This is a genomic window from Labrys sp. ALF-8, assembly GCF_059699065.1.
Map to the genome: position 1 here is coordinate 3,404,181 of NZ_AP048537.1, position 25,711 is coordinate 3,429,891.

Annotated in this window: 22 protein-coding genes and 1 tRNA gene; 14 read left to right on the forward strand and 9 right to left on the reverse strand. The window is 64.3% G+C overall.

Annotated features, from left to right (window positions below; all coding sequences use genetic code 11):
- Nucleotides 1–37 precede the first annotated feature (37 nt).
- From AC6H34_RS15690 to AC6H34_RS15700, 3 genes are all read left to right on the forward strand, one after another.
- Nucleotides 38–1,453 (forward strand): C45 family autoproteolytic acyltransferase/hydrolase, encoded by a 1,416-nt coding sequence (locus AC6H34_RS15690; protein ID WP_497539361.1) that lies wholly within the window; start codon nucleotides 38–40, stop codon nucleotides 1,451–1,453.
- A 456-nt stretch (nucleotides 1,454–1,909) separates the two neighbouring features.
- Complete coding sequence (locus AC6H34_RS15695) at nucleotides 1,910–3,235, forward strand: hypothetical protein (RefSeq protein WP_497539362.1); 1,326 nt, start codon at nucleotides 1,910–1,912, stop codon at nucleotides 3,233–3,235.
- 21 nt (nucleotides 3,236–3,256) lie between these two features.
- Entirely contained in the window at nucleotides 3,257–6,475 is a 3,219-nt protein-coding gene (locus AC6H34_RS15700; RefSeq protein WP_497539363.1) for an ATP-binding protein, read from the forward strand.
- Nucleotides 6,476–6,593: 118 nt separating this feature from the next.
- Here AC6H34_RS15700 and AC6H34_RS15705 read toward each other — a convergent pair whose 3' ends face one another.
- The 3 genes from AC6H34_RS15705 to AC6H34_RS15715 form a co-directional block, all read right to left on the reverse strand.
- On the reverse strand, nucleotides 6,594–6,851 hold the full coding sequence (locus tag AC6H34_RS15705; protein WP_497539364.1) for a hypothetical protein: 258 nt from the start codon (nucleotides 6,849–6,851) through the stop codon (nucleotides 6,594–6,596).
- Between the two features lie 249 nt (nucleotides 6,852–7,100).
- Nucleotides 7,101–7,175: transfer RNA gene (locus tag AC6H34_RS15710), tRNA-Gly, on the reverse strand.
- Nucleotides 7,176–7,227: 52 nt separating this feature from the next.
- Nucleotides 7,228–8,253, reverse strand: coding sequence for a hydroxyacid dehydrogenase (locus AC6H34_RS15715; RefSeq protein ID WP_497539365.1), 1,026 nt, complete (start codon nucleotides 8,251–8,253; stop codon nucleotides 7,228–7,230).
- Between the two features lie 295 nt (nucleotides 8,254–8,548).
- On the opposite strand from AC6H34_RS15715, the gene AC6H34_RS15720 reads away from it, so the two are divergent.
- Both AC6H34_RS15720 and apaG read left to right on the forward strand, forming a co-directional pair.
- Entirely contained in the window at nucleotides 8,549–9,712 is a 1,164-nt protein-coding gene (locus tag AC6H34_RS15720; RefSeq protein WP_497539366.1) for a YbfB/YjiJ family MFS transporter, read from the forward strand.
- Between the two features lie 32 nt (nucleotides 9,713–9,744).
- A complete protein-coding gene (gene apaG, locus AC6H34_RS15725) occupies nucleotides 9,745–10,137 on the forward strand; it encodes a Co2+/Mg2+ efflux facilitator ApaG/CorD (RefSeq protein ID WP_497539367.1) in 393 nt (130 codons plus the stop codon).
- 18 nt (nucleotides 10,138–10,155) lie between these two features.
- On the opposite strand, the gene AC6H34_RS15730 is transcribed toward apaG, so the two are convergent.
- Complete coding sequence (locus AC6H34_RS15730; RefSeq protein WP_497539368.1) at nucleotides 10,156–10,791, reverse strand: LysE family translocator; 636 nt, start codon at nucleotides 10,789–10,791, stop codon at nucleotides 10,156–10,158.
- A gap of 351 nt (nucleotides 10,792–11,142) precedes the next feature.
- Between AC6H34_RS15730 and AC6H34_RS15735 the strand changes: the two genes are divergently transcribed.
- The 7 genes from AC6H34_RS15735 (at nucleotide 11,143) to AC6H34_RS15765 (ending at nucleotide 18,205) form a co-directional block, all read left to right on the forward strand.
- Nucleotides 11,143–12,351, forward strand: coding sequence for an aspartate aminotransferase family protein (locus AC6H34_RS15735; protein ID WP_448151341.1), 1,209 nt, complete (start codon nucleotides 11,143–11,145; stop codon nucleotides 12,349–12,351).
- Nucleotides 12,352–12,353: 2 nt separating this feature from the next.
- Nucleotides 12,354–13,271, forward strand: a complete 918-nt coding sequence (argF, locus tag AC6H34_RS15740; protein ID WP_448148965.1) for an ornithine carbamoyltransferase — start codon at nucleotides 12,354–12,356, stop codon at nucleotides 13,269–13,271.
- Nucleotides 13,268–14,242: an Hsp33 family molecular chaperone gene (locus AC6H34_RS15745; protein WP_497539369.1), complete on the forward strand. Its 975-nt coding sequence runs from the start codon at nucleotides 13,268–13,270 to the stop codon at nucleotides 14,240–14,242. Before argF ends, AC6H34_RS15745 begins: the two co-directional genes overlap by 4 nt.
- A gap of 258 nt (nucleotides 14,243–14,500) precedes the next feature.
- Nucleotides 14,501–15,661 (forward strand): acetylornithine deacetylase, encoded by a 1,161-nt coding sequence (argE, locus tag AC6H34_RS15750; protein WP_497539370.1) that lies wholly within the window; start codon nucleotides 14,501–14,503, stop codon nucleotides 15,659–15,661.
- Between the two features lie 12 nt (nucleotides 15,662–15,673).
- The gene (locus tag AC6H34_RS15755; RefSeq protein WP_497539371.1) at nucleotides 15,674–16,273 is read left to right on the forward strand and encodes a flavin reductase family protein; all 600 of its coding nucleotides are present in this window, start codon (nucleotides 15,674–15,676) and stop codon (nucleotides 16,271–16,273) included.
- A 175-nt stretch (nucleotides 16,274–16,448) separates the two neighbouring features.
- On the forward strand, nucleotides 16,449–16,865 hold the full coding sequence (gene mscL / locus AC6H34_RS15760) for a large conductance mechanosensitive channel protein MscL (RefSeq protein WP_497539372.1): 417 nt from the start codon (nucleotides 16,449–16,451) through the stop codon (nucleotides 16,863–16,865).
- A 140-nt stretch (nucleotides 16,866–17,005) separates the two neighbouring features.
- On the forward strand, nucleotides 17,006–18,205 hold the full coding sequence (locus AC6H34_RS15765) for a pyridoxal phosphate-dependent aminotransferase (protein WP_497539373.1): 1,200 nt from the start codon (nucleotides 17,006–17,008) through the stop codon (nucleotides 18,203–18,205).
- 75 nt (nucleotides 18,206–18,280) lie between these two features.
- Here the strand turns inward: AC6H34_RS15765 and AC6H34_RS15770 are convergent, their stop codons facing one another.
- Nucleotides 18,281–19,507, reverse strand: coding sequence for a tetratricopeptide repeat protein (locus AC6H34_RS15770; protein ID WP_497539374.1), 1,227 nt, complete (start codon nucleotides 19,505–19,507; stop codon nucleotides 18,281–18,283).
- Nucleotides 19,508–19,810: 303 nt separating this feature from the next.
- Here AC6H34_RS15770 and AC6H34_RS15775 point away from each other — a divergent pair, with 303 nt between their 5' ends.
- Together AC6H34_RS15775 and AC6H34_RS15780 are read left to right on the forward strand one after the other, a co-directional pair.
- The gene (locus AC6H34_RS15775; RefSeq protein WP_068286760.1) at nucleotides 19,811–20,020 is read left to right on the forward strand and encodes a cold-shock protein; all 210 of its coding nucleotides are present in this window, start codon (nucleotides 19,811–19,813) and stop codon (nucleotides 20,018–20,020) included.
- A gap of 435 nt (nucleotides 20,021–20,455) precedes the next feature.
- The gene (locus AC6H34_RS15780; protein ID WP_497539375.1) at nucleotides 20,456–22,567 is read left to right on the forward strand and encodes an ABC transporter ATP-binding protein/permease; all 2,112 of its coding nucleotides are present in this window, start codon (nucleotides 20,456–20,458) and stop codon (nucleotides 22,565–22,567) included.
- Nucleotides 22,568–22,635: 68 nt separating this feature from the next.
- Here AC6H34_RS15780 and AC6H34_RS15785 read toward each other — a convergent pair whose 3' ends face one another.
- The 4 genes from AC6H34_RS15785 to hisD all read right to left on the reverse strand — a co-directional run bounded on the left by AC6H34_RS15785 (nucleotide 22,636) and on the right by hisD (nucleotide 25,515).
- On the reverse strand, nucleotides 22,636–23,100 hold the full coding sequence (locus AC6H34_RS15785) for an META domain-containing protein (RefSeq protein ID WP_448148957.1): 465 nt from the start codon (nucleotides 23,098–23,100) through the stop codon (nucleotides 22,636–22,638).
- 136 nt (nucleotides 23,101–23,236) lie between these two features.
- The gene (locus AC6H34_RS15790; RefSeq protein ID WP_448148956.1) at nucleotides 23,237–23,674 is read right to left on the reverse strand and encodes an arsenate-mycothiol transferase ArsC; all 438 of its coding nucleotides are present in this window, start codon (nucleotides 23,672–23,674) and stop codon (nucleotides 23,237–23,239) included.
- Nucleotides 23,675–23,677: 3 nt separating this feature from the next.
- Nucleotides 23,678–24,160: a UPF0262 family protein gene (locus AC6H34_RS15795; protein WP_497539376.1), complete on the reverse strand. Its 483-nt coding sequence runs from the start codon at nucleotides 24,158–24,160 to the stop codon at nucleotides 23,678–23,680.
- A 56-nt stretch (nucleotides 24,161–24,216) separates the two neighbouring features.
- Complete coding sequence (gene hisD / locus AC6H34_RS15800; RefSeq protein ID WP_497539377.1) at nucleotides 24,217–25,515, reverse strand: histidinol dehydrogenase; 1,299 nt, start codon at nucleotides 25,513–25,515, stop codon at nucleotides 24,217–24,219.
- Nucleotides 25,516–25,711 lie beyond the last annotated feature (196 nt).

Genomic DNA, 25,711 nt, shown 5'->3' on the forward strand with positions numbered 1-25,711 from the left:
GTCTGGCAGCGGGAGTCTGCGCCAGTATAAAGGCTGGTTGTATCTCCGCGTGGAAGGCCAACCCTATGATCGCGGCTGGCATCATGGGTATCTTCTTGCCGCAGAGATAAGGGACGCGCTCAAGAGCATCGGTGCGTTGCTGTGGCAGGACACGGGCCTGCCCTTTGCATGGTTTGCCGCCAATGCTCGGGCCATGTGGCTCGACCGCATGGCGAACGATGACGGCGGCCGGCTGAAGGACGGTTCCGGTCGCGCCGCGCTGGACGAACTGCGGGGCATCGTGGATGGAGCGAACGCCAGTCGCGAGGCCGATGCCGCGGAGATCTCCATCGACGACATCCTGGGCTGGAACGGCTATCCGGAGATGATCTGCCAATGGCTGCCGGCCGTGATGTCCGGTGCTCTCAAGCCCATCGTTCCCATGCCCGGAGACCCGGCGCGCCTGGCGGAGATCGTCGCCAATGGACGCTTCTCCACCCAGCACCATTTCCATCCCCACCATTGCAGCGCCTTCGTGGCGACGGGGGGCTGGACGGCGGATGGGGAGATCGTGGCCGCGCACACGACATGGCAGCGCTTCGCCAACGGAGATTTCTATAATCTGGTCACGCATCTCGTACCGCCCTCGGGCGAGGGGCTGCCCATCTTGATGCAGAGCGTGCCTGGTTACATCGCCAGCAGCATGGATTTCGGGCTCAATGGTGCAGGACTCGTGGTCACCTCGACGTCGATCGGCGCCTCGGGCTTCGATCCGGCAGGGTTGCCGTATTTCCTGCGTGCCCGGCGTGCCGGACAGCGCGCCGCGACGATCGAGCAGTGGGTCGATCTGTTCCGGCAGGGCAACAATGGCGGCTATGCCAACACCTGGTTGCTGGCGGAAGCCTCGACGAAGCGCATCGCGGCCTACGAATTGACGAAGGCCCACGAGGAACTGCAGCCTCCTCTCACGTCGGGCCACTATTGCAGCTGCAATATTCCTCTTTCGGTTCCGATCCGCGTCCTCGATACCGGTGGCTCGGGCTACGACAACATTCTGGGCAGCGGCGCTCGCCGGGTCCGCTTCGACCAGTTGATGGCGGCGCATGAGGGACGCCTCGACGATGCGGCCGCGCGCGGCATATTGGCCGATCATCGCGACGTCTACACCTGCAACGACCTGCCGAGCGGGCGCACCATCTGCGGTCATTTCGATGTCGATCCAGGCAACTATGGCGGCGGTGGGCACGCGCCCTACTATCCCTGGGGCTCTCTCGACGGGAAAGTCACCACGGGATCGCTGGCGAAGTCGCTGGCCCTGCAGGGACGCTGGGGCCGCGCCTGCGGCACGCCCTTCGAGGCGTCGGGCTTTTTCGAGCGGTCGCCTCAATATGGCTGGATGAAGAGCTGGACCCGCGATCGGCCGACCCAGCCATATTGCCTGTTCAAGGCAGACGAGGTGCCGACGTCGCTTTGATTGTCGATGGCGAACGACCTCGGACTGGGCACTCGCGCCGATAAATTGAGCACGAACGGAGGAAAGTCGCAGTTGTTAGACACAGCCCGGTGGTATTATACTCCGTAAACCTCCTTGTGTTTGTCATGAGAGCCTGGAATGTAATGAAAGAATTTGGCATTAATCCTTTTCCAAAATATCAATATAGTTAAAAAACCTGTTCCGTTTTCCGTAGTGATAGGCATATCACTACGGCTCACGCCGGCGATCTGCTTCTCGTCTTTTTCGGTAGTATCGGAGGAAGGCGGACCATTTCGGGACTTTTCCTCTCGTAGCGTCAATCCCTCACGACTATTCAACGCGCGGAGATCAGCAGCCATGACAGCCCGGGGGCGAGCACTTCGGTATAGTATACGTGATGTCGGCCTAGCTTCCCTTTTCCTGTGCGCCGGCTTTCTTTGGCCAGCCGAGCACGCCTTGGCCGCGGATCCGTTCGCCGCCAACAACGCTCTCTATCCGACGCCGGCGGAATGGTCGCGTCCCTATCGTATCTCCAACTATGACTATCCGGCGACGGCGGAGAGCCTCTGGCTGAAGCAGGCGCCGCGCGAGAAGCTCACGCCAGCCAATGTCGGACGCTACGTCGATGCGCTGAAGCAGTTCCTGGAAGCCTCCATGGAGCCGATGATCGATGACCCCGACAACTGGAATCCGGTGACGCGGGGGTGGTTCAGCATGCCGTGGACCGCCGAAATCAGCGGCACGGATGCCACCAGCGGGCGCGAGGCCATTCTCGGCTCCTTCTCGGGGCAGGTCATCCAGGGCAACAGTTTCGCGGCCCGGGCGGCGGCGGCGAACGCGGTCCGCCCCCTTCTCCTGCCCTATGCAGATCTGACCGCCGATATCCAGAACCACACGGTCATCTATTACGATCCCGTTGCCGCGACCATGCTGCGCAAGGTGTGGGCAGATCCCTTCAACCCCAATGCGCGTGCCGTCGTCTTTCCGGAAGGGGCGCTCGTCATCAAGGCAGGTGCGGTAACGGCCACGCCCGAGCAATGGCCGGTGGTGGAGAATTCCGCCGTCTGGAACGTGTTCCGTCCGCCGTTCCAGCCCTACAACGATCCCAATCCGCCTTCCAACACGCCGCAGGTCACGGAATTGCGCGTGCTGCAGTTCGACGCCATCGTGAAGGACACGATCGCCTCGCCCGAGACGGGATGGGTCTTCATCACCTGGGTCTATGACCGCACGGCGCCGGGGAAACGGCCCTGGGACCGCCTCGTGCCGCTCGGCGCCCAGTGGGGCAACGATCCGCAACTTGCGCAATATCCCGATGGCATCGGTCCGTCAGGCAAGCTCGATGAGACCTGGATCAATCCGCAGGCACCCTCCTATTCCCGCAAGACGCTGGGTTGGGGCGGTCGGTTGTCGGGCCCGATCGATGTTTCATTGCGGCATGGGGTGGTGCTCACCAACGGCAAGGTCCTCGACAAGGGCGTGCATGCTTCGTCCTGCATGAGCTGCCACGGCACATCGCAGTATCCGTTCGTCGCCAATCTCTATCCTTCGCCCAACAAGGTCTTTCCGCAGGACGGCAAGCCCTTCCTGCTTTATCCACCGGGTTCCAAGGAATGGGCGCAATGGTTCGCCAACCGGCCGGGACCGGTGGCCCAGAACGCCACCAACGATGTCAACGCGGTCGGGCTTGACTATGATATGCTGCTCACCTTCGCGCTGAGCAATTTCAACAATGCGGCGGGGCATCCGGCACTGGTCCAGCCCCGCTTCAGGGTGCACTGATACCGAGGAGCGGCCGACGGCGTGAGTAGGATTTGCCGGGAATGTCTCTACGTCAACGCGACGACCGCACGCTTCTGCGGTGGTTGCGGTGTTCGCCTGGAGGAGAGAGCGCCAGTACCCGTACTCGGCGCCGCGGATAAGGCGGCCGCGACAAACGTGACGCAGCTCTCCTTCGGGGAGAGGCGGTTGCTTACGGTGCTCTTCGCCGATGTCGTCGGAGCCACCCAACTCGTCGACCGGATGGACCCGGAGGATCTGGTCGACCTGATGGACGGGTACCAAAGCACGATCACCGCGGTGGCCGAGCGCCATCGCGGCTTCGTCAGCGCCCGGCTGGGCGACGGCATGCGCATCCTGTTCGGCCACCCGGTCGCGCTGGAGGATGCCGCCCACGCGGCCGTTCGGGCGGGATTGGAGATCGTGCGCGCGGTCGAGAATCTCGGCGAGGAGTATGGTGCGCCCGAGGGCGTCTCGCTCAAGGTCCGCGTCGGCATCGCCACCGGCACGGTCGTCGCGTCCTTGAAGAATGCGGCCGAGGGACTGGAAGACAACCTCGTCGGTTCGCCGCTCAACCTCGCCGCCCGCCTCCAGAATGTCGCGCCGCCCAACGGCGTGGTGATCGCCGAGGCGACCCAGAGGCTGGTCGCCTCCTCCTTTGCACTCGATGACTTCGGCTTGCACGAGCTGAAGGGGTTCCAGCAGCTCGTCCGCGTCTTCACCGTGGGCGGAGAGATCCGGGACGAAAGCCGTTTTGCCCGCCGCCTGCGCCAGGCCCGCACGCCCATGGTCAATCGCGTAAGCGAGCAGGAGATCCTGGCGCAATGCTGGGCGCGCGCCCGCGGCGGCCGGTCGGAATTCGTCTCCATCTATGGCGAAGCCGGGATCGGCAAGTCGCGCCTTGCCAATGCGCTCACGGAGCGCCTGGCGGACGAGCCGCATCTGGTGCTGTGGATGCAGTGCAAATCGACACTCGTGAACACGGCCCTGCATCCGCATATCGATCTGCTCGAACGGATCTGCGAGATAGAGCCCGAGGATGGCCCCGCCACCCGCATCGTCAAGCTGCGCGCCTTGCTGCGCACCGAGGGGGAGGAGAGCGAGGAAGCGCTGGCCCTGCTCGCGCCGCTGTTGTCGATCCCGCCCGGCCCGGAGGTGCCTCGCCTCGTCATGAGCCCGCACCTGCAGCAGCAGCGCACTTTCGATGTGCTGTTGCGCCTGCTGACGGCGGCGGCCCGGCGAGCGCCCGTCCTCCTCATCTATGAGGACCTGCACTGGATGGATCCTTCCTCGGGCGCGCTGGCGGCGCAGATCGCCAGCCAGACCGGGACCGCGCCCCTGATGGTGGTGGGCACCTCGCGGCCCGGCAGGCCATTTCCCTGGGGCGACGGGCGCAACGTCACCACGCTCAACCTCGGCAGGATGGGCAGCGCCGAGAGCACGGCTATCGTCAATGCGTTCACGAGCGGCGCCGGTCTGGCGCCGGGCGTCGTCTCCCGCATCGTCGCCCATACGGATGGCGTGCCGCTTTTCGTCGAGGAAATGACGCGCATGATCGTGGACGCCGGGCAGGACGGCGTTGATTCGGACCTGCCGGAGACCCTGCGCGACCTGCTTGGCGAAAGGCTCGACAGGCTGGGGCGTGCCAAGACGATCGCCCAGATCGGTTCGGTGATCGGGCGCGAATTCTCGGTCGAACTCGTGGCGGCGGTCGCCAGGGTCGAGGCGGGGGCCTTCGCAAACGAGATTTCGCAATTGCTGGAGTCCGGCCTGGTCACGGCCTCCGACGATGCCGATCTTCTCGTCTTCAAGCATGCGCTCGTTCAGGACGCCGCCTACAGCTCCCTTCTGGCCCGCGATCGGCGGCAACTGCACGAGCGCGTCGCTGCCCAGCTCATCGCGGCCGCCGAAAGCGGCGTGCTCGACTCGCCCGAACTCGTGGCCCGCCACCTCAAGTCGGCCGGCGATCCCCTGGCAGCCGGTCAATGGTGGCTGCGCGCAGCCATGCAGGCCATCCAGCATGGCGGCGTCGCCGAGGCGGTGGCTCATCTCGAGACGGGCCTCGACGGCCTGAAGGAGGCGAAGCAGGGAGAGGCGCGGCAATTGGCCGAGCTGGATCTGCTGGCCCTGCTCGGCCCGGCCCAGATGGTTCGCAACGGGCCGGGCAGCCCGCTCTTCGGCGACGTGCAGCGCCGCGCCTTCGATACGATGAAAGCTCTGCCCGGGCAGCCGGCCCAGTTCCCGGTGACCTACGGTCTTGCACTCTTCCATTGGGCGCGGACAGAACTCGGGCTCGCAGAGCGTCTCGCGCGCGAACTGGTGGCGACGGCACAGACGCAGCCGACGCCCGAATATGTCATGGCCGGCAACAACATGCTCGCCATGGTGCTTTTCCATGCCGGCCAGCCGCGGGAGAGCCGTCGCCTGCTTCGGCAGTCGGTGCGGCTCTACGACCCCGCCCAGCATGGCGGCCTCTATCCGCGCTACATGATGGATTTCGGCGTCTTCGGCCGGTTCTACCTGGCGTTGGCGAGCTATGCCTGCGGAGAGGTCGCGACGGCCCGCGGGCTCGTCGGCGAAGCGCTGCCGCTCGCCGAACGGATGCAGCAGCCTCATTCGCAGGGGTTTGCGATGCTGGCGAACTTCGTTCTCGCCTGCCTGCGCCGCGACGTGGAGCATGCGCGGCTCTATGCGGAGCGCTGCATCGCCTTCTCGGGGGAACAGGGCTTCCCCGAATTCGTCGCCATGGCGACCATCGTGAAAGGATGGGTGATCGCGCGGCAGGGGGATGTCGAAGAAGGCTTGCCGATGCTCGATCGCGGCATCGCCCTCTGGCGGACCACGGGGTTCGAGGCCTGGCAGTCATGGTTCGGCGCGCTTCGGGCGGAACTCCTGGTAATGGCTTCGCGGGGCAGGGAGGCCCTGGAGGAGATCGCGGCGCAGGAAGAGCGCATCGCCGGCAATGGCGAGCAGCAGTTCGCCAGCTTCCTGGAAGCCACCAAGGCGCAGGCGCTCGAGCTGGAAGGGGCATCGTCTGAACTGATCGCCAGCACCTATGACAGGGCGTTGGGTATCGCCGCGGAACAGGGCGCGACCGGCTGGCAGTTCAGGATATCGGACGCCTATGCAGCCTGGATGCGGCGCCTGGGACTGCCGGAGGATGCGCGCGCACTCCTCGCCGCCGCCATGGCGCTGCTTCCGGCGGGTGTCGTACCAGCGGACCTGCTCGCGGACTGGCTGTGAGCGCATCACATGATCGGCGGACTCTACCAAATCTGGAGGAAGACCAGGGTCTCAGGTCAGTAGGAAACGAAGCAGAGGCAAACCAAAAGAGCGAATGATCCCAGCGCCCTCAACTAGGCTAAGGAATCCGAGGATCTTTAGATTTCTGCACGACTTCTGTCATCGCCTTGGGATCATGCGCTACACCCGCCTTGAGCACATCAGTCGCTGCCTTGTCTTTGCGATCGGGACTATCAGGTATGGCTGCAGTCGCGGCATCTGCCGAAACGCCCAATTCATCTGGTTTCTTGCCGCGAGCCCGTGCGGCTGCCTCGAATTCCCGCAGTGCTTCCGGCTGCTCGCCTTTTTCTTCCTTAGGCCGCTTTGTGTCCGACATGATCGCCTCCGTTGAGCATCACATCCCCAAGAACGGGCGCCAAGCGCACGAGTTCCCCCAGAGGGAGAATACTGGGCCTAGCCAATGACTTCGATTTGCTGGAGCGTCAGTCGTCACTCGTAAATCACGTCGGGGCTTTTACGGGACTCTTTGCACCGAAACTCCCGAAATGGTCCCGAGATTTCCCGGTTTGTTCGCTTCGCGCATCCTTGGAAGATGTCGCTAAGTACTGACTTTTAAGGGCTTTTTTGGAGCGGGCGATGGGAATCGAACCCACGACATTCAGCTTGGGAAGCTGACGTTCTACCTCTGAACTACACCCGCGTCAGCGATCTTGTATCCCGTTCCGGCCCGGCTAGGCAAGGCCTCTTGCGGATCATGTCTTGCTCACCGGCTGGGAGCGCAGGCGGGCGGCGATGGCGGGGTCGGCGCGGCGGCAGAGCTGGGGCGGCAGGCCGCGGAGGATGAGTTCGAGATCGGCGACGGCCATGCTGCCGATCGCCAGGAGGGCATCGGCGGTTCCGCCCGAGCGATGGGCGGAGAAGATCATGTTCGGCGTGGTGCGCACGGGATCGGCCGGCGGCACCGGCTCCACCGGGAAGACATCGGTCGCGACGCGGACGTGGCCGCTGCGCGCCGCGGCCAGCATCGCGGGGAAATCCACCACCGCGGCTCGGCTCATCAGCAGGAAGCATGCACCCCTGCTCATGAGGGCGAACTCCCTAGCGCCGAGAAAATGGGCGTTCTCGGTGGTGACGGAGGCGAAGACCACGACGAACTGGCTTTGGGACAAGAGAGTATCGAGATCGGTTTGCCGGCAATCCATCCGTTCGATGGTTTCGGCTGGAAGCCAGGGATCGTAGACCAACACCTCGTTTCGGAAGGGGTGGATCAGTTTGCGGAACTTGCGGCCGAGGTCGCCGAAGCCGATGATGCCGACGGTTGCGCCCTCGAAGCGCACCGTATCGAGATTGGCCTCGAGGCCATAGGTCTCTGTTCCCGCGCGAAAGGCGCGGTCGGCGGCGCTGATGCCGCGGGCAAGGTCGATGCACAGTCCGAGCGTCGTCTCGGCCACGGGCGCGGCGAAGGCCGAGGCCGGCGTGAGTACCCAGATGCCGCGCTGCTGGCAGGCAGCGTAATCGACATTGGGCAGGAAATTCGTCTCGACATTGACGATGGCCTTGAGCCCGGGCGCGCGGTCGAGCCGCTCGCGAGGCATGGCAGTCTGGCCGACGATCGCCACCGCTTCCGGCAGGTGGAGCTCGATCTCCTCGTCGCTCATCGGGCGTTGTTCGGAAATGACGAGGCGGCCGAGCTTTCCGAGACGAGCCCGTATCTCGGGCGTCATGATCACGTCGAGCGTGCGGGGAAGGGGATCGACGAGGATGACGGGTTCGGTCATGGACGTGGTCCTCGGAGGAAAGCGGTTCGCGGCATGGCAGAGACGCTCCACCGAACTCGACGGGATGACCCGCCGCTCCGGCTGGCCTCCCAGGTGGCGGGCTGCATACGCCCAATCCTCGAAGGACGATATTCCCGGATTGCGAGCCTCCCCATGATCGCCTGGAACGATGTGTCTTGCGACTCGATCCGATGCGGCAACACTCTAGCAGGTCACACGCATTTCCGGACTCCCGATTGCCAAAGGTCTTTTATGCATTTCGTTGCCTTTCATCGTCATTGCCGGTGCCCGGCCCATGGCTCGTAACCAGCCTCATTCGCTCGCCGTCGGCGGGCTTGCCGCGCTCGCCACCGGGCTTGGCATCGGACGCTTCGTCTATACGCCCATCCTGCCGGGCATGATGGCCGATCTCGGCCTGACGGGTGGGCAGGCGGGACTGATAGCTTCGGCCAATTTCATCGGCTATCTCGCCGGAGCTCTCGCGGCGGCGCTGCCGGTACGAGGCTCCCGCCGACTCATACTCGCGGCCTGCCTGGTCGCGAGTTGCCTTACCACGCTGGGCATGGCCGGTCTTTCCGATGTGTGGTCGATGATGGCGATCCGCTTCATCGCCGGCTTTGCCAGCGCGGGCGTGCTGGTCTTCGCCAGCGGCCTCGTTCTGGAGCGCAGTGCAGCCCGAGGCGATGGCCGCGCTCCGGGCATCTATTTCTCGGGCGTCGGCGTGGGTATCGCCATGTCGGCCCTGCTCGTGCTCCTCGTCGAGGGGGCGGGCCTCGGCTGGCGCATGGAGTGGCTGATCACCGGCCTGGTGAGCGTCCTGCTTGCCGGCATGGCGGTCGCCAAGATCGACGAGGAGCCCTTGGAGCGGGCGGCAAGGGAGATCGCGAAGCCCAGGTTCAGCGGCGGCATCCTCCCCCTCGTGCTGGCCTATGGCCTGTTCGGGCTCGGCTATGTCGTGACGGCCACATTCCTTGTCGCCATCATCCGCGCGGAGCCCGAGCTCTGGGCGATCGAGCCCTATACTTGGTTCATCGTCGGCGTCAGCGCGGCCTTTTCAGTCACGTTCTGGCTGAAGGTGGCGGCACGCCAGGGCACGCTCGTCGCCTTCGCGGCGGCCTGCGTGATCGAGGCGGTCGGGGTGGGCGCCTCCGTGGCGGTGGCGACGGAGGCCGGCATGTTGACGGCGGCCGTGCTGCTCGGGGGCACCTTCATGGGGATCACCGCGCTCGGCCTCGTGGCAGCGCGCGAGCGCAGCGGCGGCAATCCGCAGCGGCTCCTCGCTGTGATGACTGTGGCTTTCAGCGTCGGGCAGATTGTCGGTCCTTCGGCCGCCGGCTATCTCCATGACGCGACCGGCGATTTCACCCTCGCCTCCTACGGCGCCGCCGCTGCGCTGGTCCTGGCCGCAATCTTCGCCCTTCTGGCCCGGGGAATGTCGCATCGGGCCGGCGGCGTTTGACCGCAGGCGTGCCTCCGGCGTAAATCGGGAACATGTACACACGCATCACGCGCCACATCAAAGTGACGGTCCGGCCTCAATTCCTCGCCGAGGAGTCCCGACCGGCTGAAGGGCGCTATTTCTGGGCCTACACGATCGAGATCGTCAATATGGGTCCGGAGACGGTGCAACTTCGCTCCCGGGCCTGGGAAATCACCGACGAAACCGGCCGCCGCGAGGACGTGAAAGGACCCGGCGTGGTGGGGCAGCAGCCGGTGCTCGATCCCGGCGAGCGCTACGAATACACTTCCGGCTGTCCGTTGGGCACGCCATCGGGAATGATGGTGGGTACCTACCAGATGGTTGCCGACAGCGGCGAGACCTTCGACGTGGAGATCCCGGCCTTTTCGCTGGACAGTCCCTATGTCAAGCGCATCGTCAACTGAGGGCCTGTGCCGCTTGCTTCACGCCGCCGCGCGCCGATAGAGCGCCAGCGAGCCCGACAGGGCGAGCAATGCGCAGCCGCAGATGCGGTCCAGCCAGAGGGCGCCGGATTTCCTGAGGAGGCGAATGGCCTGGGCACCGAGCACCGCATAGGCGAACATGATGACGAAATCGAGCGCGGCGAAGACGATGGCGATGATCAGATATTGCGGGATCTGGGGGGCGCCTGGCGCGATGAACTGGGGCAGCAGGGCCGAGCAGAACAGATAGCCTTTGGGGTTGGTGACGGCGACGAGGAAGCTCTTGAGGAAGATGGCGCGTCCTGATTTGGCATCTCCAGGCGTGCCGGCGTTCAGCGATGCATCAAGCATGCCCTTGGAGCGCAGCATCATGATGCCGAGATAGGCGAGGTAGGCGACACCGATCCACTTCACGACGGCGAACCAGAACTCCGAGGCAGCCAGCAACGCTCCCAGCCCGACGGCCACCGCTCCCACCAGCACGAAATCCGACAGGACTGCGCCAAACATGCCGGCGCAGGCACGGCGTACGCCAAATCGCGAGCCATTGGCCAGCGCCAGCAGGACGGTGGGGCCCGGCGTCGCGATGGCGATCGAGGCGACGAGGGTAAAGGCGAGCAGCGTGAGAAGGGACATGCGCAGGACCTCGTGAGCGTCGGGAGAGCATGACGGAGAGTCCCCGGTTCGGCAAGGCGTGCGGCGGACGGTTCCCTCGGCGAGGAGAACAGTGCCGCTCGCGGCCCGAAGCCTGCCGGCGCATTCATGGCCGCCGCCATCGCTCCATCGATCGGGCCGCAACGCGCCCATTGACAGCAACGTCTTCGAGTCTCATATATTTTCGCGAAACAGCCGCCCCCAAGCAGCACCTTGGGGCGGCGTTTTGATTTTTTAGCCCTGTCATCTTCACCCCGTAGGACTGTACAAACCAGCCAACCCAGCCAAGCGAAAGTTACGCACGTGACCGCCTCTCCCAAGACCGCCCAGCCCATCGCTTCCGCCTCCTCGGCCATCCTGCCGACCTATGCCCGCGCGGACGTGGCGTTCGAGCGAGGTGAGGGCGTTTGGATGTATGGCTCGGACGGTGAGCGCTATCTCGATTTCGGCGCGGGTATCGCCGTGAATGCGCTCGGCCATGCCCATCCCCATCTGGTCGAGGCATTGACGGAACAGGCCCAGAAGATCTGGCACACCTCGAATCTCTTCCAGATGCCGCTCGGCGAGAAGCTGGCGCGCCGGCTCGCTGACGCGACCTTTGCCGACTATGTGTTCTTCACCAATTCGGGTGCGGAGGCCCTGGAGTGCGCCATCAAGATGGCTCGCAAATATCAGTCGGCCAACGGTCATCCGGAACGCTACCGCATCCTGACGTTCGAGGGAGCCTTCCACGGGCGCACGCTGGCGACCATCGCAGCCGGCGGCCAGGCCAAGTATCTGGAAGGTTTCGGCCCCAAGGTCGATGGCTTCGATCAGATTCCGTTCGGGGATCATGAGGCGCTCGACCGGGCCATCACGCCCGAGACCGGCGCGATCCTGGTCGAACCGATCCAGGGCGAGGGAGGCATCCGCACGCTTCCCCAGATCTGCCTGAAGGGCATGCGCCAGATCTGCGACGCCAAAGGCCTGCTGCTGATCTTCGACGAGGTGCAGACCGGTGTCGGACGCACCGGCAAGTTCTTCGCCCATGAATGGGCGGGCGTGACGCCCGACATCATGGCCGTCGCCAAGGGTATCGGCGGCGGTTTCCCGATGGGTGCGTGCCTGGCCACCGCCGAGGCGGCCAAAGGCATGACCGCCGGCGTGCACGGAACCACCTTCGGTGGCAATCCCCTCGCCATGGCGGTGGGCAATGCCGTGCTCGACGTCGTGTTGGAAGAGGGTTTCCTGGAACATGTCGCCCAGGCCGGCCTCCTGCTTCGCCAGCGCCTCGCCGAGATCAAGGACCGTTTCCCCGACGTGGTCGAGGAGATCCGTGGCGAAGGCCTGATGCTCGGCATCAAGACCAGGGCGAAGGTGACCCCTGCCCAGTTCGTGGCGGCGCTCAGGGCCGAGAAGCTGGTGGCCATCCCCGCCGGCGACAACGTCGTGCGCCTCCTGCCGCCCCTGATCATCAACGACGACGAGATCCTCGAAGGCGTGCGTCGTATCGAGGCTGCCTGTGCCGCCCTCTCGCACACGCTGAAGACCGCCGGAAACTGACCATGAAGCACTTTCTCGATCTCTCGGAGATTCCCGCGCCGGAGCTGCGGAACGTTCTCGACCTTGCCGCCTCGATCAAGTCCAAGCGCGTCAAGGGCGCGGTGGCGAAAGAACGCCCGCTGACCGGCAAGGTGCTGGCCATGGTGTTCGAGCAGCCTTCGACCCGCACGCGAGTCTCGTTCGACGTAGGGATGCGCGAGCTTGGCGGCGAGACCCTGATGCTCACCGGCGCCGAGATGCAACTCGGCCGCGGCGAGACCATTGCCGACACGGCCCGTGTTCTTTCACGTTACGTGGATGCCGTGATGATCCGCATGCTCGACCATGCGGCGGTGTGCGAACTCGCCGCCAATGCCAGCATTCCTGTGATCAACGGCCTCACCAAGCTCTCCCATCCCTGCCAGATCATGGCGGATATCCTGACCTATGAGGAGCATCGCGGCCCGATCAAGGGCAAGACGGTGACCTGGACGGGCGACGCCAACAATGTGCTGACCTCCTGGATCGAGGCTGCCCAGCGCTTCGACTTCACCATGCGGGTGGCTGCGCCCAAGGAACTCACGGTGCGCCAGGAAACGGTCGACTGGATGAAGGCCAACAACGGCCGTCTGGAAGTCGGCACCGATCCCTTCGAAATGGCGGATGGCGCGGATTGCATCGTCACCGATTGCTGGGTGTCGATGGGCGATGCCGAGGGGCATCGCCACAATCTCCTGAAACCCTACCAGGTCAACGCAAAGCTGATGGCGGCTGCCAGGCCCGACGCCCTGTTCATGCACTGCCTGCCCGCGCATCGCGGCGAGGAAGTGACGGACGAGGTGATCGACGGGCCGCAATCGGTGGTGTTCGACGAGGCCGAGAACCGCCTGCATGCCCAGAAGGGCGTGCTCGCCTGGTGCTTCGGACAGGCTGCTGCATGAACGAACCTCACTTGATGGGGGATGACCACATCCTCCCGTTCCAGGCCGAGGGTCTGGATGTGCGCGGCCGGGTCGTGCGGCTGGGCCCCGCCATCGACACGATCCTGCGCCGGCACGATTACCCGGCGCCGGTGTCGCGTGCGCTCGGCGAGGCGGCGGCGCTGACGTTGCTGCTCGGCACGACGCTGAAATTCGATGGCCGCTTCATCCTGCAGACCCGTACCGACGGGCCTGTGCGCATGCTTGTCGTCGACTTCCAGGCCCCTGATCGCGTACGCGCCTGCGCGACCTTCGACAAGGATGCGGTGGCTGCGGCGATCGCCGGCGGCCGCGCCGGCACCATCGAGCTGCTGGGCCAGGGGCACCTTGCCATGACTATCGACCAGGGGCCCGACATGGCGCGCTACCAGGGTATCGTGGCCCTGGAAGGCGAGAGCCTCGAAGCGGCGGCGGATCAGTATTTCCGCCAGTCCGAACAGATTCCGACGCGCGTGCGACTGGCCGTCGCGGAGAATTATGTCGCGGGGGAGGGCTCGAGCTGGCGCGCCGGCGGCATGATGATCCAGTTCCTGCCGTCTTCACCCGAACGCATGCGCATGGCCGATCTGTCGCCCGGCGACGCGCCTGAGGGTGCGCAGGTGCTCGAACAGCGCGAGGATGACGCGTGGGTCGAGGCAAAGCTCCTGATGGGCACGGTGGAGGATCACGAGCTCACGGATCCCAACGTGCCGGCGGAGGAACTGCTCTATCGCCTGTTCCACGAGCGCGGCGTCCGCGTGTTCGAGAGCTCGCCGGTGATCGAGAAATGCCGTTGCTCCCGCGAGGCCGTGACGGGCATGCTGCGCAACTTCTCGCAGGCGGACCGCCGCGACATGGTGGCGGACGACGGCTCCATCATCGTGACCTGCGAGTTCTGCAATACCCGCTACGACTTCGACAAGGCCGAGGCGGAAGAGCTGGTCAGCGCGTAGCCCGGCCCTGGCGGCTATGACCACCCGCCATGGCCGACTTCGCGGGGCAAGGTGCGCCGGACGTGGAGGGAGCGATTACCGATCGCTCTCTTCCTTCCTCGCAGAGCGCGTCGTTTCCAAGATTGTCGATCGGTGATCGATATTCCGATCCTGCGCTTCGATCTGCAAGCAGCCATGGCAGGATACCCGTTCTTGAAAACCCGGCCGTTTACCGACTAAGGAAGAACGGGCAGGATGCCCGTGCACCCAGGACGTCCCATGCCGCCTCGATATACCCCCGTCGAACTCACCGCGAAGCTGGTATCCTTCGACACCATCAGTTCCGGCTCCAACCTGGCACTGATCGATTTCATCTCCGACTATCTCTCGGCCCACGGCGTCCCGTCCATCCGCCTGCCGAACGCGGAGGGCGACAAGGCCGCGCTCTTTGCCACCATCGGCCCGGCGGACCGCCCCGGGATCGTGCTCTCCGGCCATGTCGATGTCGTCCCGGTGGAGGGGCAGGCCTGGAGTTCGCCGCCCTTCGAGGCGCGCCTTGCCGACGGCAGGCTCTATGGCCGGGGAACCTGCGACATGAAAGGCTTCGTGGCTACGGCCCTGGCGCTGGTGCCGGATTTTCTCGCGGCGGGGCTGAGGGCGCCCATTCACCTCGCGATCTCCTATGACGAGGAGATCAACTGCCTCGGCAGCCTCGACATGATCCACCGCTTCGGCAAGGAGATGCCGCTGCCGCGCGCCTGCATCGTCGGGGAGCCGACCCTGATGGAAGTGGTCGACGCGCAGAAGTCGCTCTCTGGCTACGTCACAGTGGTGACGGGACGGCCGGCCCATTCGGCCATGCCGGCGCTCGGCGCCAATGCGCTGCATGCCGCCGCGCGCATCATCGCCCATCTCGACGAGATCGCGGACGAACTGATGGCTGCCGGCGATGCCTCGGGCCGCTTCGATCCGGCTTATTCCACTGCGCAGGCTGGCCTGCTCACGGCCGGCAAGGCCATCAACATCGTGCCGGACGAGGCACGCATCGTCTGGGAATGCCGCGGCCTGCCGTCCCTGCCGGTGGACTTCGTGCCGGACCGGATCCGCGCCTTCAGCGAGGAGGTCGTGCTGCCGCGCCTGAGGCAGAATGCACCCGAGGCTTCCATCACCACGGTGCGCGACGTTTCCGTGCCTCCCCTGGCGCCCGATCCCGGTTCGCTGGCGGAGACGCTTGCGTTGCGCCTTGCCGGGCGCAATCGTACGCAGGCCGTCTCCTACGGAACCGAGGCCGGTCATTTCCAGCTCGCCGGAATTCCGACCGTCATCTGCGGGCCGGGCTCGATCAAACAGGCCCATGGCGCGGACGAATGGATGGCTCTTTCCGAATTCGAGGCCTGCGCCGGCTTCCTCCGGCGTCTGGCCCAAACCCTGAACCATTGAAACGGCGCTTCCATGTTTTACGAACCGCGCAAGGGTGACCATGGCCTGCCGCACGATCCCTTCAAGGCCCTGGTGGCACCCCGTCCGATCGGCTGGATCACCACCCAGTCGGCTTCGGGTGCCGTGAACCTGGCGCCTTTCTCCTTCTTCAATGCGTTCCAGGCACGACCGCATCTGGTAGGCTTCGCCGCGGACGGCCGCAAGGACAGCGTCGTCTTTGCCGAGGAGACGAAGGAGTTCGTCTGCAATCTCGTCACCGAGGACCTCATTCACGACATGAATGCCACGTCTGCCCGCCTGCCGCGCGGCCAGAGCGAGATGGAGCATGCACGACTGGAGGCGGCCCCCTCGCACCTCGTCAGGCCGCCGCGCGTCGCTCGCGCCGCCGCGGCGCTGGAATGCCGCTGGACCCAGACCGTCCACCTCGTCGACGCGGAAGGCCAGCCGAGCGATGCCTGGCTGGTCTGCGGCGAAGTGGTGGGCATTTACGTGGACGATCGCTTCATCCGCGACGGCCGGATGGATACGGCTGCGATGCGGATCGTTTCTCGTCTGGGCTACAGGGACTACTCAGTAGTGGACAGGGTCTTCGAATTGGAGCGTCCGGCCTGATACCTGCTTGCTTTGAAGCCTGATGAGGCTATTGCTAGAGCGTCGTACCTAAAAAGGTAAGGCCGGTGTCCGGCCGATACGACAAGGTGATCGTAACTCTACGGTATCGGCCCGCTGCCGACCCGGGCTTTCGCGGCAGCACGGGCTCGCGGCTTGACCCAGGTTTGGAGGTTTCATGTTCAAGGAATTCAGGGAATTTGCCCTCAAGGGCAATGTGATGGACTTGGCGATCGGCGTGATCATCGGCGCTGCCTTCACCAAGCTGGTGACGGCTCTGGTCGATGACCTGATCAATCCCATCATCGGCGCCTTGACGCCCGGCGGGCTTGATTTCTCGAATATCTATCTGATGCTGCGGGGCGAGGCGCCCACCGGTGCTTCTCTCGCGGATGCACGCAAGCTGGGTACTCCCTTCGCGATCGGCGATTTCGTCAGTGTCGTCATCAACTTCCTGATTCTGGCCTTCATCCTGTTCCTGATGGTCAAGGGCATGAATACGCTGCGCCGGCAGGCGCCGCCGCCGCCGCCCGCCGCGCCTCCGGAGGACGTGAAGCTCCTCACCGAAATCCGCGACCTTCTGGCTACGAAATAAGGCTCGGCGAGCGCCGGCTTCGGCCGGTCTCTTCGGAACCAAGACATTCGCCTCGTCTATCGGATCCATTCCAAGATTTGGTTTTCGACGCAGGCGGCGATGTCCTATGGTGAGTACTTCATTCTCACAAGGACATCGCCGTGACTGCCGCTGCCGAGAAGTTTCCGCCCGCCCCCTCCCTGTTAGACGGTTTGCGGCCGGAAGCGCTGGGAGCGCCGGAAAGCGGCATCGTCGAGGTGATGAACTATGGGCGGCTCCGGGAGGGGTTGATCCCGCTGTGGGCCGGGGAGGGTGATGTTCCCACCCCTGCCTTCATTGCGGAGGCGGCGACGCGCTCGCTGGCCGCCGGGGAGACCTTCTACACCTGGCAGCGCGGCATACCGGATCTGCGCGAGGCGCTGGCGCGCTATCATACCAATCTTTTCGACAAGCCCTTTGCGGCGGAGCGGTTCTTCGTCACCCAGTCCGGCATGCATGCGATCCAGACGGTCGTTCGCATCATCGCCGGCGTCGGCGACGAGGTCATCGTACCGACACCGGCCTGGCCTAATTTCGCCGCCGCCATCGGCGTCGCCGGCGCCAAGCCTGTGATGGTGCCGCAGGTCTTCACCGACGATGGCTGGAAGCTCGACTACCAGCGCCTCAGCGATGCCATTACGCCGCGCACACGCGGCATCTTCATCAATTCGCCGTCCAATCCGACAGGCTGGGTCGCCACCCCCGAGGATCTCGCCTTCGTGCTCGATCTCGCGCGCCGGCACGGGCTGTGGATCTTCGCCGACGAGATCTACACGCGCTTCCATTATGCCGGCGGACGCGTACCCTCCTTCCGCGATATCCGCACGCCGCAGGACCGCATCGTCTTCACCGATACCTTTTCCAAGAACTGGGCGATGACCGGCTGGCGGCTCGGCTGGATCGAAGCGCCGCCCGAACTCGGGCAGATCATCGAAAACCTTCTGCAATATTCCACATCGGGCGTCGCACCATTCCTCCAGCGTGCCGGCGTGGCGGCGCTCGAGCGGGGGGAGAGCTTCGTGCAGCACCAGATCGCCCGGGCCCGGCAGGGGCGCGATATCGTGGTGAAGGGTCTGGGAGCCACGGGGAAGGTGCGCTTTGCGCCCGCCAGCGGCGCCTTCTATCTGTTCTTCGCGGTGGACGGGAAGCCGGATGTGCGCCGTCTCGGGCTGGAGATCGTCGACCAGGCGAATGTGGGCCTGGCGCCGGGCACCGCCTTTGGCGCGGGCGGGGAAGGCTTCATGCGGCTGTGCTACCTGCGCAGCCCCGAGCAACTGCAGGCGGCGACGCAGCGCCTGGTCGACTGGCTGCAGAGGCTCTGATCGGGGAGCCCTCGGCCGGATAGGAAGAGTGGCTGGATTCGAGTGCGCTCTACCCCACGGGCCGGCATACCGGCCTCACGGCGTGGCGCTTAGCCTCGACAGTCCGCCCTTGGCCGGCTTGCTGCCTGGATCGAGTTCCAGCGCCTTGGTAAAGTCCGCGATGGCGTCGTCCCGGCTGCCCTTGGCTTCCTGCACCTTGGCGCGGGTGACGAAATAATCCGGTACGGTCGCGTCCGCCGTGATCGCGGCGTTGGCGTCGGTGAGGGCTTCGTCGTAGCGGTCGGCGGCGAGATAGGTCTGCGCCCGTTCATTGAGGGTATCGGCCTCGCCGCCCTTCAACGACAGTGCCTTGGTGAGGTCGGACACCGCATTGTCGTAATCGCCCAGTTCCCGCCAGGCGATGCCCCGCGAGACGTAGGCCTGGTCGTTCGACGGCATTTCCCGGATCGTCTCGTCATAGTCGGCCATGGCTTCGTCGTAGCGATGCAGCGAGGCGAAGAGCTGGCCGCGCTCGAGCCGGGCGGCAGGGAAATCCGTGTCGAGGGCCAGGGCCCTGGTATAGTCGGTGATGGCTGCCTCGGTGTCGCCGAGCTGCCATTCCACATAGGCGCGGCTGAAAAAGGCGGAATCGAATTCGGGATCGAGTTCGAGCGCCTTTCGCAGGTCTTCGAGGGCGCGCTGATAGTCCTTCATCTCGATCAGGGAGCGAGCCCGGGCATAGAAGGCATTCTTGTAGGTCTTGTCGATGCGGATGGCCTGGGTGTAGTCGTCGATCGCCTCCATGTGGTCCTCGAGGGCGCGATGGGCATCGCCCCGGCCCTTCCAGGCCTCCTCGTCACGCGCATCGAGGGCGATGGCGGCGTCGAAATCGGTGATGGCATCCTGGTTGCGATCGAATTGCAGCAGCGCGAAGCCGCGGTTGACCAGGGGGAGCGAGGAACGCCGGTCGAGCGCGATCGCGCTGGTGTAGTCGGCCAGCGCCGCATCGGCATGGCCGAGTCGCACCTGGGCGTCTGCGCGGGCGGTGAAGGCGGAGACGTCCTTCGGGCGCAGGTCCAGCGCCACGCCGAAATCGGCGATGGCCTTCTCGTCGTCGCCCGTCTCGGCATAGGCCTGGCCGCGGCGATAATAGACCAGGGCCTTCGTCGACTTGGCCATCTGGCGGTCGAGAAGCTGGGTGCAGGCAGGAATGCGCTGTGAAGCGGCACCCTTCGAACAGTCCCGGTCGGCGCTGTCGGCGAGAGCGGGCGAAGCCGCCGCTAGGGCGAGCAGGACGAGGCAGGGGCGCAGAAAGGCGATCATTCAGAATGCAAGTCCACAGGCAGAACGGGCAGGCGATGCTGCAGCCATAGAGGCTGCATGCATAGAGCAAGCCGTGGCAGCAAGGAATGGCAGAACTGTGTTTTCTCCGAGCATCCGGGTGCCCTTGTGGATTTCGATAAACATGTGGTATCGATTTAGCGTCGATTTGGCCGGACGACTGGGCCGGTACGCCTTTGCTTGGCAGGGCGCACGTTCAGGACACCTCCCCAAATTTCGCAGAACCGGGCGATGCACGGTCAAACGTGGGTCGTCCATGCTTTGGAACGAAGTGAAGGACTACCTATGAGCACGGGAACCGTAAAATGGTTCAACACCCAGAAGGGTTACGGCTTCATTCAGCCAGATGACGGTGGCCGCGACGTGTTCGTGCACATCACCGCTGTCGAACGTGCCGGCTTGCCGGAGCTGCGTGAAGGCCAGAAGATCGGCTACGAGATCCTGACCGATCGCAAGACGGGCAAGGCCGCGGCCGGCAACCTCAAGGCTGTTTGAGCCATACGAGCATCTTCAAGCGGAAGGGACGACCGGTTCGCGTGAAGGAAGAGTAGACGATAATAATGAAAGGGAGACGTGCCGGTGGGAACACCGGGAGGATCTCCCGACAAACCATTCAGAGGCGCGCTTTGGCGCGTCTTTTTTATTTGGGGCGCCTTGGGCATTCCGGCGTCGGGCCTTGGCGCGATGGCGAAGCGCCCTAACTGCGATGGCGCCTGGCGCCAAGCCTGTTCTCCCGATGCCGTAAGCGCTGTCTCCGCAGGCGGCTCCCTGCATCTCACACGCTCTCACAAAAAGCTGAACAACCTTACGATTTGATCATTTGCGGCTGCAAAAGGCCCGTGACAGGGTTGTATTAACCTAAATTCTCCATGTTTGGGGCGATTGGCTGCACGCCGTTGTCCCGCACGCCCCTCCCGAAAGGCCGTTTCCATGATCAAAATCCTCGCGGGCCTTACAGGCCTGGCTACCCTTGGTTTCGGGGTAGGTGTTTACCTTGGAAATGCCTCGGACTACCTCCCGATATTGTCCATTCTTGTCCTGGTCGCCCTGCTGGTTTGCGATGGGGTGCCGAACCCAGCAACGCGTGTGCCGATGGTCATGCGCTTTCTGATCGGGCTGTTCGCGATAGCGTTTCTGATCTTTGGCTTGATCTCGTGGGCGGCATCGGCCGGCACCGTACCAGACGATCTCGTGCCGTATCTGCCGCAGGCGGGATCCCCGATCATCTCGGCCATATTGGTCTTCCTGAACCTCGGCATCTGTTACATTCCCCTCCTTCGCGAAATCATCAACCTCGCAAATCCTTATTTTGAGCGCCACGACGGCGCACGCCGTCGCTTCTTCGGCATTTCAATGCGTGAGGATACGACTGCCAAGCTGTTTCTCGGCTTCATCGTTATCCTGAATGTCGTCCAGGTCTATCTGACGGTCATCTTCAACTATTGGAACAACCGGTTCTACACGGCGCTTCAGGACAAGAACCAGGCGGCGTTCTGGGCGGAACTGGCATTCTTCGCTGCCGTTGCCACGATCTGGATTGCGCGCGGTCTGATTGAACTATTCGCCACCGAATGGTTCAAGGTCCGCTGGCGCCGTTGGATGACGGACCGTTATGTCGGTCAATGGCTGTCGCACAAGACGCATTATCGGTTGGCGGTGACTGGCCTTCAATCGGACAACCCCGACCAGCGTATCTCAGAGGACGTGCGGGACTTCATAGACAAGGGGTTCGACTACTACATCCTGATCTTCAACACGATATTGACCCTCTACGCCTTCATCCAGATCCTTTGGGCGATCTCCAGCCAGTTTCCATATAGCATCGGCGGCTTCGATCTCGCCAACGTACCGGGATATCTCGTCTGGGCTGCCCTGATCGTTTCGGTCGTCGTAACCTTCGGATCCCACTATCTGGGCCGTCCCTTGGTCGGGCTTTACTTTCAGAAGCAGCGCCTCGAGGCAGATTTCCGCTATGCGCTGGTGCGTGTGCGTGAAAATGCCGAGCAGATCGCCCTGCTGGATGGCGAGGAGGTCGAACGTGTCAATCTCGCCGACAATTTCCAGCACGTCTTCAGGAACACCTTGGACGTGCTGATCCGGCGCATGAAACTGGGTGTCTTTAATCTCGCTTATCAGCAGGCCTTGGTCGTTCTCCCCTTCGTGATGCTGGCACCCGCCTATTTCGCGACGGCCTCGATGAGGCTGGGAACCCTGACGCAGACCTCGGATGCATTCGGCAACGTCCAGCAATCCTTCTCGTTCTTCATCACGAATTACCGCGACATCGCCGAGTTCAAATCGATGGTCAATCGTTTGACGAACTTCGACAAGGCCATCCACAAGGCCGAGTCGAGCGCCGCGGGTGGAATTTCGCTCGTGCGGGGCGGCGGTGGGGAGACGGTTTCGTCCGAATCGCTCAATGTCAACCTGCCCAATGGCCAGCCTCTGATCAGCAAGGCCGACTTTGTACTTCGGAAGGGCGAGAGCACTCTCGTGACCGGTCCATCCGGGTCGGGAAAGACGACACTGTTCCGGGCTCTGGCCGGTATCTGGCCTTTTGGTTCCGGCGCCATCAAAGTGCCCGCGGACGAAAATGTTATGCTGCTGCCGCAGAGAGCCTACATGCCCCTCGGTACGTTGCGCTCGGCGTTGACCTATCCCCTTCCCGAGACTGGCTTCTCGCAGGCCGATATTGAGAACGCGCTCCGGCGCGTCGGCCTGGAAGGGTTCACGGGCAGGCTCGATACCTCGGAGAACTGGGAGAGCGTACTTTCCGGCGGCGAGAAACAGCGCGTGTCGATCGTTCGCGCCATCTTGCGCAAGCCCAACTGGCTTTTCCTGGACGAAGCTACTTCCGCACTGGACGAAACATCGGAAGGCAGCCTTTACCGTCTTCTGCGCGAGATGCTTCCGCAGGCGACGATCGTCTCAATTGGGCACCGCTCATCGCTGGTGGCTTATCACGACCGGCGTCTCGCGGTGGTGAAGGAGTATGGGGGCGCCCATGTCGAGGAACAGCCGGTGGCGACATTCGGCGCTTGACGGCGGTCTCGACAGACAAAAGGCCGGTCGAGAGACCGGCCTTTCTCATATCCGCCGGGGTGCGGCGCTTATGCCGCCGGCTGGAACTTCATTTCGCCGTAGGGGCCGCGGAAAGTGAGCGTGTAGCCGTCGTAGAACCATTCCTGCGAGGTGCGCATAACGAACAGGAAAACCTGCTCGTTATGCATCAGACGGTCGGCACATTTGCGCTTGGAGATGGCGACGGGGCCGATCACGAGGCGCTGGTCCTGGCGCGGAAGAATGGTGGCCGACCAGTTGTTGCAGGCCGAGAAGCCCGTGCCGCGGTTCATGTCCGAGATCAGGATGGTGGGACGGTCATCCTTGAAGGGCTGATCCTTGTAGGAAATCGCCACGAAGGTGCGCTTCAGGGGGAAGGGCAGCGACGTCTTGTTGTCCAGCGGCTTAGGCAGCGTCGGCGGCACGTTGTTCGGCGGCACGGAGCCGAACATCGAGCAGCCCGTCAGGGTGAAGGCCGACAGGGCGGCTACAGCAAGGGAACGCAGAACGCGCATCAAAACCTCCGGTTCATCGCCGCGCACGATAGTGGGGGAGCGGGAAAATCGCAACGCGGCTTATACAGGATAGTTGTGTCTAAAAGAACGACGTTCTGCCGCCATGGTTTCGCGGGGAACAGGCGCGGCTCGGTCTTCATCCCAGCCGCGCGGTGATGCGGTCGATCAGGCCTTCGCGCAGAGCCCGGTATGCGTCGAGTTTCTGGTCGCGGTTGCCGCTGGCGAGACTGGGATCGGGCGTCGGCCAGTATTCGACGTCGGCGGCCAGCGTGCGCGTGAGATCGAGCGCCTTGTGGTGAGCCTCGGGGGCGAGAGTGATGATCAGGTCGAAATTCAGGCCTTCCCATTCCTCAAGCTCTTCGAAACTGTGCGGGCGATGCTTGCCGAGCGAGATGCCGATCTCCTCCAGGACGATGGGCACGAAGGGATCAGGTTCCCCGGGGCGCACGCCCGCCGAGCCGAAGAAGATCGAGCGCCCGAAATAATAGCGTCCGATCGCCTCGGCCATGGGCGAGCGGATCACGTTATGCCCGCAGGCAAACAGGACCGACTGGGGACGGCGGCCCTTTGTCACGCCTCAGCCTTTCCAGTAGAGGGCGGAGATGAGGGTGAAGAGCCGGCGTGCCGTGGCAAGATCGAGCTCGATCTTGCCAGAGAGCCTCTCGCGCAGCAGCTCCGAAGCCTCGTTGTGCAGGCCCCGGCGCGCCATGTCGATGGTCTCGATCTGCGAGGGCGTGGCGCTGCGGATGGCGGCGTAGTAGCTGTCGCAGATGGCGAAATAGTCGCGCACCACCCGGCGCAGCGGGGTGAGCGACAACAGATGCGCCACCACGGGCTCGCTGTTGGCATTGCGAATGTCGAGAACGAGGCGTCCGTCCTGCAGCGAAATGTGCAGGCCGTACGGACCCGAGTCGTGGCCTACGGGTGCGAAGGCGTTCTCCTCGATCAGGTCGTAGGCCGCCACCCGCCGCTCGTGTTCCTGGTCCGGATTGCCGCGGCCGATGCTGCGCTCATCGAGATGAACGGCGATCAGCCGGCAATTGGAGCCGAATTCTTCCAAGCTCTGTTCCCCATGCGATCGTACCGGCCTCGCTCCGCGAGGTCAGCTCCACTCGCTCATAGCACGCGATTGCTGCGGATCGAAACCGAGCGCGCATGGGCCGCCAGACCCTCCGCCTCGCCGAGGGCGATGGCAGCCGGACCGAGGGCTGCAAGCTGTTCCGGCCCGCAATGGAGCAGGGACGTGCGCTTCATGAAATCGAGCACGCCAAGGCCCGAGGAAAATTTTGCCGAGCGGGCGGTGGGCAGCACGTGGTTGGAGCCCCCAACATAGTCGCCGATCGCCTCGGGCGTGTGGCCGCCCAGGAAGATGGCGCCGGCATTGCGGACCCGTGCGGCGAGTGCCTCGGCATCGCGCGTGATGATCTCCAGGTGCTCCGCGGCAAGCCTGTCGGCGAGGGCAGGAGCTTCGTCGAGGGAGGCGAGCGTGATCACGGCGCCGAAATCGCGCCAGCTCGCACCGGCGATGTCGGCGCGGGGCAAGGTCCCGAGCTGGGCCTCGACCTCGCGCTCCACCGCATCCGCCAGCACCGTGCTGTCAGTAATCAGGATGGATTGGGAGGCGGTATCGTGCTCGGCCTGGGCCAGCAGGTCCGCCGCGATCCAGGCCGGATTGGCACTGTCGTCCGCGATGACCAGCACCTCCGAGGGCCCGGCGATCATGTCGATGCCGACGTGGCCGAAGACCCTGCGCTTGGCTGCCGCGACATAGGCATTGCCGGGGCCGGTGATCTTGGCGACGGGTGCGATCGTCGCGGTGCCGTAGGCGAGGGCCGCCACCGCCTGCGCGCCCCCGATCCGGTAGATCTCGTCGACGCCTGCGAGCTTGGCCGCCGCCAGCACCAGCGGGTTGAGGAGGCCGCCAGGGCTCGGCACCACCATCACCACGCGCGGACAGCCGGCGACCTTGGCCGGAATGGCGTTCATCAGCACCGAGGACGGATAGGCCGCGGTGCCGCCGGGCACGTAGAGGCCTACGGCTTCGATGGCCGTCCATCGCCAGCCGAGCCGGATGCCGAGCGGATCGGTGAAGAAGAGGTCGGATGGCTTCTGCCTTTCGTGGAAGGCGCGGATGCGTTCGGCCGCCAGTTCGAGCGCGTGCAGTGCGGCTGCCGGGCATTCGGCGCGAGCCACATCGATTTCCTCGGGCGTTACCCGGAGGGTCCGGGGAGTGAGATCGAGACGGTCGAAACGGCTGGTGTATTCGATGACCGCCTTGTCGCCGCGGGCAACGACGTCCTCGATGATGCCGCGAACCGCCGAATCGACGTCCTCGGAGATCTCGCGCTTGGCCGCGAGCAGGGTGGCGAACGCGGCGGCAAAATCGGCCTGGGCGCTATCGAGCCGAACCGGCATGGCAATCCTCGGATAGTGAAGGGCAGCGCGCGAGGCAACGCACGCTTCTGGTGCACCCTATGGAGAATTTTCGATCGGAAGTCACCCCGGGTGCGCGGACATCCCCGTTGTTGACGAATGTGTGTACCGACAGGATGCCGGAACGGAAACGTGCGCGGAATAAGGAGGGGCAATCTCCGGCCGCCCTTTTTCCGGC